14 protein-coding genes are annotated in these 15375 nt (G+C 36.5%); 11 read left to right on the top strand and 3 right to left on the bottom strand.

The features are described from left to right. Window positions 1-996 carry a DNA-directed RNA polymerase subunit alpha gene (locus tag BUB03_RS07245; RefSeq protein WP_040993543.1) on the top strand — a complete coding sequence of 332 codons (996 nt, stop codon included), beginning with the start codon at window positions 1-3 and terminating at the stop codon, window positions 994-996. Between the two features lie 6 nt (window positions 997-1002). After that, window positions 1003-1530 (top strand): 50S ribosomal protein L17, encoded by a 528-nt coding sequence (gene rplQ / locus BUB03_RS07240; protein ID WP_040993544.1) that lies wholly within the window; start codon window positions 1003-1005, stop codon window positions 1528-1530. A 92-nt stretch (window positions 1531-1622) separates the two neighbouring features. Here rplQ and BUB03_RS07235 read toward each other — a convergent pair whose 3' ends face one another. Continuing rightward, window positions 1623-2057, bottom strand: coding sequence for a hypothetical protein (locus BUB03_RS07235; protein WP_040993546.1), 435 nt, complete (start codon window positions 2055-2057; stop codon window positions 1623-1625). 177 nt (window positions 2058-2234) lie between these two features. Here BUB03_RS07235 and BUB03_RS07230 point away from each other — a divergent pair, with 177 nt between their 5' ends. From BUB03_RS07230 to BUB03_RS07205, 5 genes are all read left to right on the top strand, one after another. Then, window positions 2235-2867, top strand: coding sequence for a response regulator (locus BUB03_RS07230; protein ID WP_073061576.1), 633 nt, complete (start codon window positions 2235-2237; stop codon window positions 2865-2867). 6 nt (window positions 2868-2873) lie between these two features. Further along, complete coding sequence (locus tag BUB03_RS07225) at window positions 2874-3602, top strand: hypothetical protein (protein ID WP_073061574.1); 729 nt, start codon at window positions 2874-2876, stop codon at window positions 3600-3602. Between the two features lie 702 nt (window positions 3603-4304). Beyond that, window positions 4305-5033 carry a sensor histidine kinase gene (locus BUB03_RS07215; RefSeq protein WP_228417795.1) on the top strand — a complete coding sequence of 243 codons (729 nt, stop codon included), beginning with the start codon at window positions 4305-4307 and terminating at the stop codon, window positions 5031-5033. A 263-nt stretch (window positions 5034-5296) separates the two neighbouring features. Further along, the gene (eno, locus tag BUB03_RS07210) at window positions 5297-6589 is read left to right on the top strand and encodes a phosphopyruvate hydratase (RefSeq protein ID WP_040993554.1); all 1293 of its coding nucleotides are present in this window, start codon (window positions 5297-5299) and stop codon (window positions 6587-6589) included. An 82-nt stretch (window positions 6590-6671) separates the two neighbouring features. Continuing rightward, window positions 6672-7958 carry a citrate synthase gene (locus BUB03_RS07205; protein ID WP_040993556.1) on the top strand — a complete coding sequence of 429 codons (1287 nt, stop codon included), beginning with the start codon at window positions 6672-6674 and terminating at the stop codon, window positions 7956-7958. Between the two features lie 59 nt (window positions 7959-8017). Here BUB03_RS07205 and BUB03_RS21835 read toward each other — a convergent pair whose 3' ends face one another. Further along, window positions 8018-8182: a hypothetical protein gene (locus tag BUB03_RS21835; RefSeq protein WP_165579264.1), complete on the bottom strand. Its 165-nt coding sequence runs from the start codon at window positions 8180-8182 to the stop codon at window positions 8018-8020. A 309-nt stretch (window positions 8183-8491) separates the two neighbouring features. Between BUB03_RS21835 and BUB03_RS07200 the strand changes: the two genes are divergently transcribed. From BUB03_RS07200 to BUB03_RS07185, 4 genes are all read left to right on the top strand, one after another. Then, window positions 8492-9406, top strand: coding sequence for a dimethylarginine dimethylaminohydrolase family protein (locus tag BUB03_RS07200; RefSeq protein WP_073061566.1), 915 nt, complete (start codon window positions 8492-8494; stop codon window positions 9404-9406). Between the two features lie 74 nt (window positions 9407-9480). Then, window positions 9481-9888: a four helix bundle protein gene (locus BUB03_RS07195; RefSeq protein WP_073061563.1), complete on the top strand. Its 408-nt coding sequence runs from the start codon at window positions 9481-9483 to the stop codon at window positions 9886-9888. A 55-nt stretch (window positions 9889-9943) separates the two neighbouring features. Then, on the top strand, window positions 9944-10867 hold the full coding sequence (gene ctlX / locus BUB03_RS07190) for a citrulline utilization hydrolase CtlX (RefSeq protein WP_073061561.1): 924 nt from the start codon (window positions 9944-9946) through the stop codon (window positions 10865-10867). 130 nt (window positions 10868-10997) lie between these two features. After that, the gene (locus tag BUB03_RS07185; protein WP_083538877.1) at window positions 10998-12758 is read left to right on the top strand and encodes a discoidin domain-containing protein; all 1761 of its coding nucleotides are present in this window, start codon (window positions 10998-11000) and stop codon (window positions 12756-12758) included. A gap of 309 nt (window positions 12759-13067) precedes the next feature. Here BUB03_RS07185 and BUB03_RS07180 read toward each other — a convergent pair whose 3' ends face one another. Further along, window positions 13068-15368 carry a TonB-dependent receptor domain-containing protein gene (locus BUB03_RS07180; RefSeq protein ID WP_073061558.1) on the bottom strand — a complete coding sequence of 767 codons (2301 nt, stop codon included), beginning with the start codon at window positions 15366-15368 and terminating at the stop codon, window positions 13068-13070. Window positions 15369-15375 lie beyond the last annotated feature (7 nt).

Genomic DNA, 15375 nt, shown 5'->3' with positions numbered 1-15375 from the left:
ATGGCAATTTTACAATTCATAAAACCCGATAAAGTAATTTTACTTAACTCTGATGAATTTAAAGGTCAATTCGAATTCAGACCTCTAGAACCAGGTTTCGGGCTTACAATCGGTAATGCTTTGAGAAGAGTGTTGCTTTCTTCTCTGGAAGGATATGCTATTTCATCTATCAAAATAGAAGGTGTAGAGCACGAATTTTCAACCATTCCAGGAGTAATCGAAGATGTTACCGAAATTATTCTTAACCTTAAGCAGGTAAGATTAAAAGCTTCAGCAGAAGGACAGGCTAACGAGCAGGTAGTTGCTAAAGTTTCGGGTCAGACGGTTATTACTGCTGGTGATTTAGGAAAGTCTATCAACGGATTTGAGGTTCTTAACCCTGATCTTTTGATCTGCAACCTGAACAGTGATGTAACTTTCGAAATTACTTTCAATATTGAAAAAGGTAGAGGATATGTTCCTTCAGAACAGAATAAGTCAAACAATGCACCTGTAGGTACTATTGCTATCGACTCTATTTTCACGCCAATCAAGAAAGTACAATACAGCATTGAAAATTATCGTGTAGAGCAAAAAACAGACTACGAAAAACTTGTATTAGATATAGAAACTGATGGTTCCATCAGTCCTCAAAATGCTTTAACTGAAGCTTCTAAGATATTAATTTATCACTTCATGTTGTTCTCCGATGAGAGAATCACTCTTGAAACTGAAGCTGTAAAAGCATCTATCCAATATGACGAGGAAACTCTTCATACAAGACAATTACTTAAGTCTAAATTAGCAGATATGGATCTTTCCGTAAGAGCCCTTAACTGTCTGAAAGCAGCTGAAGTAGAAACTCTTGGAGAATTGGTTTCTTACAGTAAGTCTGATTTGATGAAATTCAGAAATTTTGGTAAAAAATCTTTGACAGAACTAGAAGAATTAGTGCATTCAAAAGGTCTTAACTTCGGTTTCGACGTTGCAAAATATAAGTTAGACGCTGATAAATAATTAATAATGAGACACGGTAAAAAATTCAATCACTTAGGAAGAACGGCTTCTCACAGAAGTGCTTTACTTTCTAATATGGCTTGTTCTCTAATTGAGCATAAAAGAATCAACACTACTGTAGCTAAAGCTAAAGCTTTAAGAGTATATGTTGAGCCTCTATTAACAAAAGCAAAAGAAGATACTACACACAACAGAAGAATAGTATTCTCTTACCTTCAAAATAAATTTGCGGTTGCTGAATTATTCAGAACTGTAGCTCCGAAAATCGCTGAAAGAAACGGTGGTTATACAAGAATCATCAAAACTGGTTTCAGACCAGGTGATGCGGCTGATACTGCTCTTATCGAGTTGGTAGATTTCAACGAGCTTTACAACCCGAATGCAGAGGAGAAAAAAGCTACAAGAAGAAGCAGAAGATCTACAACTGCTAAAAAAGCTGAAGCAGTAGTAGCTGAAGCTCCAAAAGCAGAAGAGAAAGTTGAAGAGCCTAAGGCTGCAGCAACTGACTCTGCTGAAGAGAAAACTGAAGAATAATATTCATTCAGATATAAATGAAAAGCCATCCAAATTTTGGATGGCTTTTTTATTATTTCAACTCCGAATCAATACGGATCCCAGAAACCTGGTTAAATCTTCGTTCTCTTCAGTTCAATCACATTATTCCCTTGCTCCAGATGAATGCTATCCCCTTTTACCCTTGCGGTCATATCATCTTTTTTATAAATAATTTCTCCATCTTTTGTTTCAGTTTTTGGTAATGTAAACGTTTTTTTATTGCTCGTGATGGCAACGTTACTTTCCTTAGGGTCATTTTTGAATACTACTTTCACTAATGATCCGTCTGTAGCTTTATAAACAAAATCTGTCTTTTCTGTCTTCTGCCCATTCACTTCAGTAGTTGAAGAGCTTTGGGTTACAGAATCAATTTTTCCATTATTATCTGTGATTACAGTTTCAGAACTGTCGGTTTTAATAATGCTTTTGTTTCCACTTTCACTTTTTTTGCAGCTTGTTAACAGTAATGCCACAGCTGAAATTGCGACTAAAAGGCTTTTTCTCATGATATTTATTTTTTAATAGATGGGATATTAATTGTTGTTTTATTGTAACAAAAATTTAAGTAAATTAATAGAAACAAAAAACAAACCAATAACCCTGAACTCAAGCCCCTAAATTACACAAAAGTGTAATTGATTTCGTCTTGTTTTCTGCTGAAATTTGTCTTAAACAAAAAAACAATGAGCATTTCCATCGCCATAGTAGAAGACGAAAAAAACTACAACAATGCGTTGAAGAAAGTTATCAATTATCAGGATGACATGAAAGTAGTTGCCCAGTTCTTTGATGGAAACGATGCTTTGAAAAATCTCTCGGAAATTTCTCCGGATGTAGTCATGATGGATATTCAGCTGCAGGATATGCTGGGTATTGAAATCATTGAAAAGCTCAGGAAAGAAATGCCTGAAACACAGTTCATCATGTGTACCAGCTTTGAAGACGACGAGAAAATATTCAATTCCTTAAAAGCAGGTGCCATGGGATATCTCATCAAAGGGGAAAGTATGGACAAGATCCTTTCTTCCATCCGTGATGTATACAATGGCGGAGCTCCTATGAGCCTTTCCATTGCCCGAAAAGTTTTGAGTCACTTCGAAAAAAAGCTTCCCGAAATTAAAGGTTTTGACGAGCTCACTGACCGCGAAAAAGAAATTCTCGAACTTCTTTCACAAGGACTCCTCTACAAAGAAATTGCCGATAAAAAATTCATCAGCATTGATACCGTAAAAAAACATGTAGGAAACATCTACCGAAAGCTGCACGTCAGTAATAAAGTAGAAGCAATCAATAAATTTAACCATTTTAAAAACTAAAAAACTATGGGAAAACAAGTACAAGAAAAACCATCTCGTGATGATTTGGAGATTGAATTGATGCGAAAAATCAAAACGCTAGAGTATGATAATCTTAAATCTCTAGTAATGGGGGATTTAAGAATTGAGCATTATGCCATTGCGAAGGCAAAAGCTTTTTTTGATTGGCCAATTCCTGAGGATGAGAAAGAAGCCCAGGTTTCAGCTAAAATAGAAAATTTTCAAACTTTTCCTGATGAATTTCTAGTTGAGAATTTAGAAGATATAATTACTGAAAACTTAGGATTTAAAAAGTATCTATATATTTATTTTATAAATGACGGTGCTAGAATTAGTATCGCTCTATTGTTTAAAAATGAATATTATCTGGGAAATCTTTTAGACTTTGGAACAAACAATAATCTATATGTTTGGGCTGGGGGAAGATTAGATAAAGTAGCAATGGCAAACTATCCTAATATTATTGATTCAATCAGAAGATTTGAAAACGATTTTATTACTACATACAATATTAATCAGTTTTCAAAATATATTATTTTTTCAATGGATAGGATAAAGAAAAATTTTAAGAATTTTGACAACTCTTCTAAAATTATTGTAAGTGGTAGTGATTATCATGGAAATATTCGGCCAAATTTAATTTTAGAGACTAATGATGCGAATGTTATTAGTCCTGTCTACAAACCGTCTGCTGCTGGAAAACTTTATTATAATATGGGGCACCTGTATCCGTAAGTATGGAGGCTCTGGCAATTATTTACCAGGTAGAAATTATTTCATTATTTCTATACAGTATATTTTTGGGTGGTATACATAAAAATACCATCCAAAAATACCTTTTTGCATATCTGCTTATTACTAATGTTATCGAATTAATTTCCTTTATTGGAAGGTCATATCTTGATTTGTCAACTAATGGAATAATTTACAATTGTTATTCCCTGTTTTGTCTATGCTTTTTTTATTTCTTTTATATTAGGTGCTTTACTAAGAAAAGTAGGTCCATTTTTTTTTGCCTATTTTGTTTAGCTTTAGCATGTGTTGGTATTTTTACTAACTTTTTGAATTTTGAATATGATTATAGAATAGGTATTATTCTCGCTTTATTTTATATCTGTTCAGCTTTATTTTGGATGGCTTACAGGATTGTAAATGTTGATAATCGGAAAATTACTGCACATCCTGAGTTTTGGATTTCCGTTGGACTTATCCTCTGGAGTTCTTTTTTTATATTAAGGTCAATCCCTATGTATCTTTTTGAAAAGATTGATGAAGAATTTCAAAAAATGCTTCGAAGTATATTTTATATTGTGAATATTGTATTTTATATTTTAGTTTTTGTAGCTCTTCTGAAATCAACAAACACACCTGAGGAAAATGAAAAACCTACCGTATGAAGTTAAACTGACATATGCAATATTTTTTTGCATACTAATTTTGATTATTCTTTTCATTGTTTTCGTTGTTATAGTATACAACAGAAAGCAACTTTTATACATTAAAGAGCAACAGCTCAAAGAAGCCGAATACCAAAACCAGCTTCTCCAGAAAGAGCTCGAAAAACAAAAACTCCTAGAACAGGAGCGCGAGAGAATTTCCCATGACATGCATGACGACCTTGGAGCAGGCATTTCTGCATTAAAACTTCAGGCAGAATTTTTAAAACAAAAAGCAGATGATGACGACCTGCAAAATGATATAGATGAACTTCTGAAAACCTCGGAAGAAATGAACCTTTCCATGCGAGAAATGCTCTGGAGCCTGAACTCAGGAAACGATACCCTGGGTAGTTTTATAGATTATGCCATACAATATACCAGCAACTTTCTGAAAAAAACAAGAATAAAAGTCTGGTCAGAAAGTGAGGATATACTACCAGAAACTCCAATTTCTACAGAGTTAAGGCGAAATATGTTCTTGTGCTTAAAAGAAGCTGTTAATAATGCTTATAAACACAGTCAAGCAAATAAACTAAAAATTTCGTTCTTACAGGAAAAAAATACTTTTATTATGAAAATATCGGATGACGGCGATGGGATTCCGGAAGAACATCACGAAGGAAACGGACTTCGGAATATGAAAAGAAGAATGGAGGAACAGAAAGGGGAATGCCAAATTTTAAAAGACGGTCCCGGAACTCATATTGTTTTTAAGGCTACGGTATAAAAGTCTGAAGTTGTAAAAATGAACAGAAATATTTGCTGTAAATCCAAGCAAAAAAGATTATTTGGCCAAGTAAAATGCTATTTAAATTGAAAATTAAACTATAATTCTCCAATGTCATAAAAAACACCGGAGAATTTTTATTTATTACCAAATATTAAAGCCCAGTTTTTTCATCAGGTTAGTTTTTTCATTAAATTTGTGATCAAGTATAATTATTAATAAAACAGCCTGAAGCTTTTGCAGAAGGTTTAAAACTAAACAATATGAGTGCAATTTCTTTCATAGAAGCAAGACAAATTTTGGATTCCAGAGGTAATCCTACCATTGAAGTAGATGTATTTACAGAAAGCGGAGCCATGGGGCGTGCTGCAGTTCCTTCAGGAGCATCTACGGGTGAACATGAAGCAGTAGAATTACGTGACGGTGGTTCGGATTATATGGGAAAAGGGGTCCTGAAAGCTGTTGAAAATGTAAAAGAAATAATTGCAGAAAACTTAATCGGGCAGCCGGTTTTTGAGCAGAACTTTATTGATCAGATTATGATCGATCTAGATGGAACTCCAAACAAAGGAAATCTTGGTGCTAATGCAATTTTGGGTGTTTCTTTAGCTGTAGCCAGAGCAGCAGCAGCTGAATTGGGAATGCCTTTATACAAATATGTAGGTGGTGTTAATGCCAATACACTTCCTGTTCCTATGATGAACGTAATCAATGGTGGATCTCACTCTGATGCGCCTATTGCATTCCAGGAATTTATGATTATGCCGGTAAAAGCAGATTCTTTCTCTCACGCTTTGAGAAAAGGAACAGAAATTTTCCATAACCTGAAATCTATTCTTCACTCAAGAGGTCTTTCAACAGCAGTAGGGGATGAAGGAGGTTTTGCACCTACTTTCAAAGGAACGGAAGACGCTTTGGATACCTTACTTCAGGCTATCGAAAAAGCAGGATACAAGCCTGGTGACGATATTATGCTGGCTCTTGACTGTGCGGCTTCAGAATTTTACAAAGACGGAATTTACGATTACAGAAAATTCCAGACTCCGGATGCAGCTCAGTTCTCCAGCAGCGAGCAGGTTTCTTACCTTGCTGAATTAGCAGCTAAATATCCGATCATCTCCATCGAAGACGGAATGCAGGAAAATGACTGGGAAGGTTGGAAAATGCTTACAGATAAGATCGGTGACAGAGTACAGCTTGTAGGTGACGATTTATTCGTAACCAATGTAGAAAGACTTTCAAGAGGAGTAAAAGAAGGTATCGCCAACTCAATCCTTGTCAAAGTAAACCAGATCGGTTCCCTTTCCGAAACAATGGATGCTGTACAGATGGCTCAGAATAACAAATTCACTTCAGTAATGTCTCACAGATCAGGAGAAACTGAAGACTCTACAATTGCTGACCTGGCAGTAGCGATGAACTGCGGACAGATCAAAACAGGATCTGCTTCAAGATCAGACAGAATGGCGAAATACAACCAGCTGTTAAGAATTGAAGAAGCGTTGGGAGATACAGCTTTTTTCCCAGGTTTAGACGCATTTAAAATCAAAAGATAATTGAAATTATAAATAACGGCAAGCGATAATTTTTGTTTGCCGTATTTTGTAATAAGTAGTATATTTAGAAAAAAAATAAATAATGTCAGACAACAAAGTAATATTGAATTACGACGGTAATTCATATGAATATCCAATCGTGGATAGTACTATCGGAGACAGAGGAATTGATATTTCAAAATTAAGAGACCAGACAGGTTTAATCACTCTGGATTTAGGGTACAAAAATACTGGAGCTACCATTAGCGACATCACTTACTTAGACGGAGATAAAGGAGAATTATTCTACAGAGGTTATCCAATCGAGCAGATTGCTGAAAAATCCAACTTCACAGAAGTAATGTACCTTTTACTACATGGTGAATTGCCTACTCAAGACCAATTCAGTTCTTTCAACAATAACATTAAAAAATATAACTTTATAGCAGATGAGATGAAAAAGATCATTGATGTTTTTCCTCGTTCTGCTCATCCTATGGGAGTTTTATCTTCTTTAACTTCCGCTTTGACTGCTTTCAATCCTAAAGCCGTTAACGTAAACTCTAAAGAAGAAATGGACCACGCTGCAGAATTGATGATTGCTAAGTTCTCTCACCTTTGTGCATGGACCTACAGAAAAACTCAGGGGCTTCCGCTTAACCACGGAGACAACAGCCTGAACTATGTGGAAAACTTCTACAAAATGGCATTCAGACTACCAAACGAAGAATTTGAAGTAAATCCGGTAGTAGTAGATGCTTTAGATAAATTATTAATCCTTCACGCTGACCACGAGCAAAACTGTTCTACTTCTACTGTAAGAATGGTAGGATCTGCTCACACAGGTCTTTTCGCTTCTATTTCTGCTGGTGTTTCCGCACTTTGGGGACCACTTCACGGTGGTGCTAACCAAGCTGTGATCGAAATGCTTGAACTGATTGAAAAAGATGGAGGAGATGTTAACAAATGGGTGGCTAAAGCAAAAGATAAAAATGACAGCTTCCGTTTGATGGGCTTTGGACACAGAGTATACAAAAACTTTGATCCTAGAGCGAAAATCATCAAGAAAGCTGCTGACGATATCCTTAATGCATTAGGTATCCAGGATAAAGCTCTTGACGTTGCCATGCAGTTAGAAAGAGTGGCTCTTGAAGATGAGTACTTCGTAGAAAGAAAGCTATATCCAAACGTAGACTTCTATTCTGGTATTATCTACAGAGCACTGGGAATTCCTACAGAAATGTTCACAGTAATGTTTGCATTAGGAAGACTTCCGGGATGGATTTCTCAGTGGAAAGAAATGAGACTGAAAGGAGATCCTATCGGAAGACCAAGACAGGTTTACCAGGGTGCTCAGAAAAGAGATTACATCGATATTACAAACAGATAATATTCTGTTTTATCATAAACAAAATCCCAAAGCTTGCTTTGGGATTTTTATTTTTCTAACTAAGGACAAACGCAGTTTCCGCAGGTCCAGATTCTGCAGCTTCCGTCATCGTTCCATTCGCAGCAGTATCTTGGTTTAATAGGACCAACACCTCCTACGATTGATTTTTGCTCGTTTCTTCCTAATTTTTGTGCGTTTTTAAGCACAGGATTTTTCTTGTTCATGATTTTGATTTTTGGTGTTAATAAATAGTTTAGTTTTTATAATTCCGAAAAATTATATCACTAAGATATGAATTTATTTTAAAAAATATGATATTTTTTTTGACTTATATATGTGTAAGATAGCTAGTTGTGAATCGGTGATAAAAGAAAATTCAATATGATTTTATGGCTAAATGTGAAATTTTATCCTGAAATATAGAACAGAGGGTTGAAAATAAACATCCCTAAATTCAAATTTATGCATAAAACAAAGCAAAAGTTTTCCAGATAGAGACCTTTACTTATATTTGTAGTATTGCATAAATCTTTATGAAACTAAACATTAAAAACGAAACGGGAAGGCTGAAATCTGTTGTTCTAGGCCAGCCTAATTCAATGGGACCCGTCCCAACACTGGAGGAAAGTTACGATGCCAAATCGTATTACTCCATCGAACACAATATGTATCCCAAAGAAGAGGATATTATCAACGAAATGAATGCCTTTGAAGCGATATTGAAAAAATATGACGTAGAAGTGCTTCGGCCAAGCATCATTAAAGACTACAATCAGGTTTTTTCAAGAGATGTAGCTTTTGTGATTGACGATAAAATGATCATTTCAAATGTAATCGCAGACAGGGCTGACGAGCAGGACGCGTATAAAAAAGTTTTTGAAAAAGTAGCATGGAGAAAAATAATTAACCTTCCGGAAACTGCCCACATTGAAGGGGGAGACGTAATTGTATGGGACGATTTCCTTTTCATTGGGACATGCTTCAGCGAAGATTACAGAAACTATAAAACAGCAAGAACCAACGAATACGCCATTGAAATTCTGAAAGAATATTTTCCGAAGAAAAGAATCATCGATCTTGAATTAAAAAAGAACGATAAAGTTCCGTTCGAAGGTATCCTGCATCTGGACTGTACCTTCAATCCGGTAGGAAAGGATAAATGCCTGATTTATAAAAACGGATTTGTTGACGAAAGCGATTACCGCCTGATCGTTGATATTTTCGGGGAAGAAAACTGTTTCCATCTCAATGATGAGGAAATGTTTGAAATGTTCCCGAATATTTTTTCCATTTCCCCTGAAGTGGTAGTATCAGACAAAACATTTACAAGAATGAACAACCACCTGAGAAACGAATGGGGAATGACGGTAGAAGAAATTCCTTATCGTGAAATTTCTAAAATGGGCGGTTTGTTGAGATGCTCTACAATGCCGCTTGTAAGAGAATAATTGAGTGGTAGGGTTTGAGAGTTAGAGTGTTGATGTATTTGAATATTTTTTTAATTTTAAAAAAATATTAGTGTATGTCAACGATTAAATTTCATCAGGACCTAAAAGTTTTTCAAAAATCATTTGAAACAGCACAGCTGATCTATGAACTTTCAAAATCTTATCCAAAAGAAGAACTTTATTCGCTTACAGATCAGATAAGAAGATTATCAAGATCTGTAACAGCAAATATTAGCGAGGCCTGGGGGAAAAGGAAATATGAAAAATCCTTCATAGCTAAACTTACAGATTCAGAGGGAGAAGCAAGAGAAACCCAAACATGGCTTCAGTTTGCTTTTGCCTGTAATTATATCAATGAACAACAATATGATAATTTACACAAACAATATAACCAAATAATAGGGATGTTAGTTAATATGATGAGACAGTCGGAAAAGTGGTGCTCATTCTCTCAGATTAATAAAGGAGAGAATAATTTGTGAATCTTTGTTCAGACTCTCAAACTCTAATACACTAGAATCCTCAAACTTATAAAAAATGCAGACAACAGATACAGTACTTATGATAGAGCCGATTGCATTCGGTTATAATGCAGAAACGGCAGAAAACAATTACTTTCAGGTAGAACAGACAGGTTCTGACATTCAGTCGAAAGCTTTGGCAGAATTCAACACCTTTGTTGGAAAACTCAGAAGCAAAGGCATAAATGTTATCACTATAAAAGATACGCTGGATCCCCATACGCCGGATTCCATTTTTCCGAATAACTGGGTAAGCTTCCATAAAGACGGGAAAGTAGTTTTATACCCGATGTTCGCTTCCAACAGAAGAGTGGAAAGAAGAGAGGATATTATTGAAAGTATCGAAAACCAGGGATTTGAAGTAGATGAAATCGATGACTGGTCATTCTCTGAAACCCAGGGACATTTCCTGGAAGGAACCGGAAGTATGATCTTTGACCACGACAATAAGATTGCTTATGGTTCTGTTTCTTTAAGACTTGACGAAAATTTATTCAGGGAATTTTGTAAAAAATATGGTTTTACGCCAATTGTTTTCCATTCTTACCAGACTGTGGGAACAGAAAGGCTTCCCATTTATCACACCAATGTTATGATGTGTGTCGCAGACCAGTTTGTGGTGATCTGTCTGGACTGTATCGATGATGAACTCGAAAGAGAAAAAGTAATTGAAACCATCAAAAGTTCAGAAAAAGAAATTATTGAAATTTCAGAAGATCAGATGCAGCAGTTTGCCGGAAACATGCTTCAGGTTCAGAATAAAGAAGGCCGGAAGTTTTTAGTGATGAGCCAAACGGCTTATCAGTCTTTAACTTCTGAACAAGTTGCCGCGATAGAAAAATACTGTGAAATCATCTATTCAGACCTGAATACCATTGAAGTGAATGGGGGAGGTAGCGCAAGATGTATGCTTGCAGAAGTTTTCCTTCCGAAAAAATAATACCCGTCCATTATTTGGAATAAGATTCCGGCCCTGAAACAGGGCCGGAATCTTTTTTGGAAGGTTTCATTTCTTCAAATTGAGACAAAAGACAAAAAAGTTACCTAAATTTGTGACTTAAGCAAAAACTATGAAGATACAGCAGTACTTTTTAACATTCGCTGTTTTGCTTGGGATATTCGTCGGTGCCCAGCAAAAGACATTTTGTAACCCTATTAATATTGATTACGGCTATACTCCTTTCGAAGTTTTTTCAAAACAGGGGAAACATCGGGCTACCGCTGATCCGGTAATCGTAAATTTTAAAAATAAATTATTCCTTTTCTCCACCAACCAGGAAGGATACTGGTACAGCGATGATATGCTGGACTGGAAATTTGTGAAAAGGAAGTTCCTTAGAGACAACAAATACATCCATGACCTGAATGCTCCGGCAGTTTGGGCCATGAAAGATACCCTGTATGTTTACGGATCAACCTGGGAGCAGGATTTCCCGATCTGGAAAAGTACCAATCCTACTAAAGATGACTGGAAAATAGCTGTGGATACTTTAAAAGTTGGTGCATGGGATCCTGCATTCCATTATGATGAGGATAAAAATAAATTGTATCTGTACTGGGGGTCCAGTAATGAATGGCCGTTGTTGGGAACCGAAGTAAAGGTTAAAAACCTGCAGTCGGAAGGTTTCGTAAAACCAATTATAAAACTAAAGCCTGAAGACCACGGCTGGGAAAGGTTCGGGGAATACAATGATAATGTTTTTCTTCAGCCGTTTGTAGAGGGGGCCTGGATGACCAAGCACAATGGAAAATATTATATGCAGTATGGAGCTCCGGCTACAGAATTCAGCGGATATTCTGATGGAGTATATGTCAGCAAAAATCCTCTGGAAGGTTTCGAGTACCAGCAGCACAATCCTTTTTCTTATAAACCCGGAGGTTTTGCAAGAGGAGCAGGGCACGGAGCCACTTTTGAAGACAATTACAAAAACTGGTGGCATGTTTCAACCATTTTCATTTCCACTAAAAACAATTTTGAAAGAAGGCTCGGGATCTGGCCGGCAGGATTTGATAAAGATGATGTAATGTATACCAATACGGCCTACGGGGATTATCCGACTTTCCTTCCGCAGTATGCACAGGGAAAAGATTTCTCAAAAGGTCTTTTTGCAGGCTGGATGCTGCTAAATTACAACAAGCCGGTTCAGGTTTCCTCTACATTAGGAGGATATCAGCCGAATTTAGCGGTGGATGAGGATATTAAGACCTATTGGAGCGCAAAAACAGGCAATTCAGGAGAATGGTTCCAGACAGATCTTGGTGAAGTTTCTACCATCAACGCTATCCAGATCAATTATGCGGATCAGGATGCTGAATTTATGGGGAAAACCTTGGGCAAAATGCATCAGTATAAGATCTACGGCTCAAATGACGGAAAAAAATGGACTGTGATTGTTGATAAAAGCAAAAATACAAAGGATGTCCCGCACGATTACGTAGAACTTGAAAAGCCTGCCAAAGCCCGTTTCCTGAAAATGGAAAACCTTAAAATGCCTACCGGAAAATTTGCATTAAGCGGTTTCAGAGTGTTTGGAAAAGGAGCGGGAGAAAAGCCTGAAAAGGTAGAAGGATTTGTCCCTTTGAGAGCCGATCCTAAAAAATATGGGGAAAGAAGAAGCATCTGGATGAAATGGCAGCAAAACCAGGATGCAGACGGGTATGTGATCTATTGGGGTAAATCTCCGGATAAATTATACGGAAGCATCATGGTGTATGGAAAAAATGAGTATTTCTTCACCGGAGCGGATAGAACTGATGCCTACTATTTCCAGATCGAAGCCTTCAATGCCAACGGAATTTCAGAAAGAACAGAAATCGTAAAGTCTGAATAATAAAATACTAGAAATTAAAAAATCTGCGATCTCAGATCAATCTGCGAGAATTTTTTTTAATGCAGAGATTCATTTTCCCTCCGTTAGATTTCAGAAAGCAAAGAAAAATTAATTTTTCAAATTGGTTGATGAAGCTGATTTAAAATCATACTACATATAAACGCTTTGAGATTATCAAGGCGTTTATTTTTTATCGAGCTGTTTATTGATTAGGGGCTCTTTATTCATACTCATAAAGATAGGAAAAACCCGCCGGAAATTCCGGCGGGCTTTACCACAAAAAATAATTGAATATGAAGAATGATAGTTCTATCTTGTTCTGCTTTTAATGGCGTCAGAAGCACCTTCGATGTCTCTTACCTTTTTCACTTTCTGGTTTCCGAAATTGTAGGTAATGCTTAATGTCATGCCTCTATTATATCTGTTCTGATGGATATAGTTATAGTTTCCGTTGTCCTGGTAATCTTCAATTTCAATAATATTGGTTTTTAAAACATCATTTACATTCAGGGCAAATGTCCAGTCGTTCCAGATTTTTTTTAGGCTTAGATCAAGGCTCATAAGGTTTCTTAATACCCCAAGCTCAATTTGCTGCTTATCTACAAAGAAGTAATTAACTCCGGCAAACCATGTTTTCTTTTTATCCAGACGGATAGTGTTGTTGGTTTGGATAACAATGCTCGTTGACCTTCTTTTGTTTTCATAAGTAGGGAAAACATCTCCCGAAGTAGGATCTATACTTAAACTTCCGTTGTTGATATTATGCTGTGCACCGATATTGAAGTTGGTCGTCCAGTATTGTTTGAAAAGGGATTTCTGTATTCCTACCATTGCAGACATCTCCTGTTTGTCTCCAAAATTGGTACGGATGTATCTCAACTGGGTGTGAGGATCCATAATCGGGTTTCCATCTGGACCAGTGACAGGATTTCCCTGGGCATCAATTCTCGGTTTCAGAATGTCTCTCTGCAAAGGAACCTGTGTAATTACATCTTTAAAATAGGAATGATTTAAAATCAGGAAATATGAATTTTTATACATATACGTAAGCTCCTGATTGTAAGTGGATGATGCTTTTACAAAAGGGTTGTTTTGCGTATAATTATTCTCAGTCAGGATATTCCTTACCGGGTTGATCTCCCAGAAGCTCGGTCTTCTCATCCTGCTTGAAAAGGCATAGGAAATATTGTTTTTATCATTGATAGCATAATTCAGGCTCAGATAAGGTAAAAGATTGTTATAATTTCTCTCTATCCTTTGCAGATCGGCAGTTGGAGCATTATCTGAAGTTCCTAAACTGTGTGTGATTTCATATCGGGTTCCTACTTTTCCTGACAATTTATCGGAGAACTTTTTTTCAAGTGTTAAATAAACGCCATAAATACTTTCATCATAAATAAAATGATTCGGTTCCGGTTTTTGTTTTATCGGTTGACCTTTTTTATCGAATTCATAGGTGTAGTTTTTAGTATCGTTGTCTGTTTTGGTTTTGTTATAATTACCACCTACAGATACCGTGAAATCATTTTTAAACTTTTGAATATAATCAGCCATTCCCGAAAAGTTATTAATAATCTGAGGAAGGTCCTGAATCACCTGCCTGCCCGGCAGAGTATAATTTCCGGAAGTATCCGGAAGAAGAGTCCTGTTGTCGGTATACTGGAATCTTTTATAATTCAGATAGGCTGCGTTAAGATTTAATTTACTTCCCAAAGAATCTGTTTTAAGCTCATAGTTCAGGTTCAATGAGTTGTTGTAAGAACGTGAATTCTCATTATTCTTTGAATTGCTGTAATTATAAATATAATCTTTGCTGTCTGCATCATAGGAACGGATGGTATTATACAGATCTACGGTAGAATTATAGCTTCTGTTGGCCCAGGTATTCCATGTTAGTGCCAGGTTGCTGTTGTCTGTAAGCTGATAATCAATGTTGAGGTAACCGCCTAAATTTTTATTCGGATCATTGATGTCTCCTTTGGACTCGTTGGAAGAAAGGCTGTTTCCGTTTCTTAACGTATAGGTTTGTGCCTCTATACTTTCACCGCCGTTAAGATTGGCGCTGATTCCCAGTTTATCTTTCCTGTAATTGACGGAAAAGGCTGCGGAGCTTGCATTATATTTGTTTTGTGAATTGGACATTCTCATATTTCCGCTCAGGCCGTCGCTCATTTTTTTCTTTAAAACGATGTTGATGATCCCATCCGAAGATTCTACCTGATACTCACTTCCGGGAACCGTAATCACTTCAATTTTCTGGATATTTTCTGCCGGTGTATTTTTCAGGAACTGAACCAGTGATTCAGCATCCATATTGGTTTTTCTTCCGTTGATGTAGATCAGGGCATTATTTTTCCCGGCAATCTTTAATGTTTTATCATCTGTTGAAGAAAGAAGCGGTGTCTGTTTCAGCAGGTCAAAAGTGGTATTTCCTTTGGCTACCGGAGAAGCCGCAACATCGTATACAAAACGGTCGCTTTGCTTTTTAAAAACCTGCTTGGTAATAGTAACTCCTTCTATGGATTTTGTTTTTATAGTGTCGGATTTTTTCTCCTGAGCGAAAACTACGCTTCCTGAGATGGCTGCGGCCAATATGATGATCTTTTTCATGATTCTT

This window comes from Chryseobacterium oranimense (assembly GCF_900129755.1).
In the GTDB taxonomy this organism is placed as follows: domain Bacteria; phylum Bacteroidota; class Bacteroidia; order Flavobacteriales; family Weeksellaceae; genus Chryseobacterium; species Chryseobacterium oranimense.
Note: the sequence above shows the minus strand (reverse complement) of the source record. Positions and strands in the feature narration are given on the sequence as shown.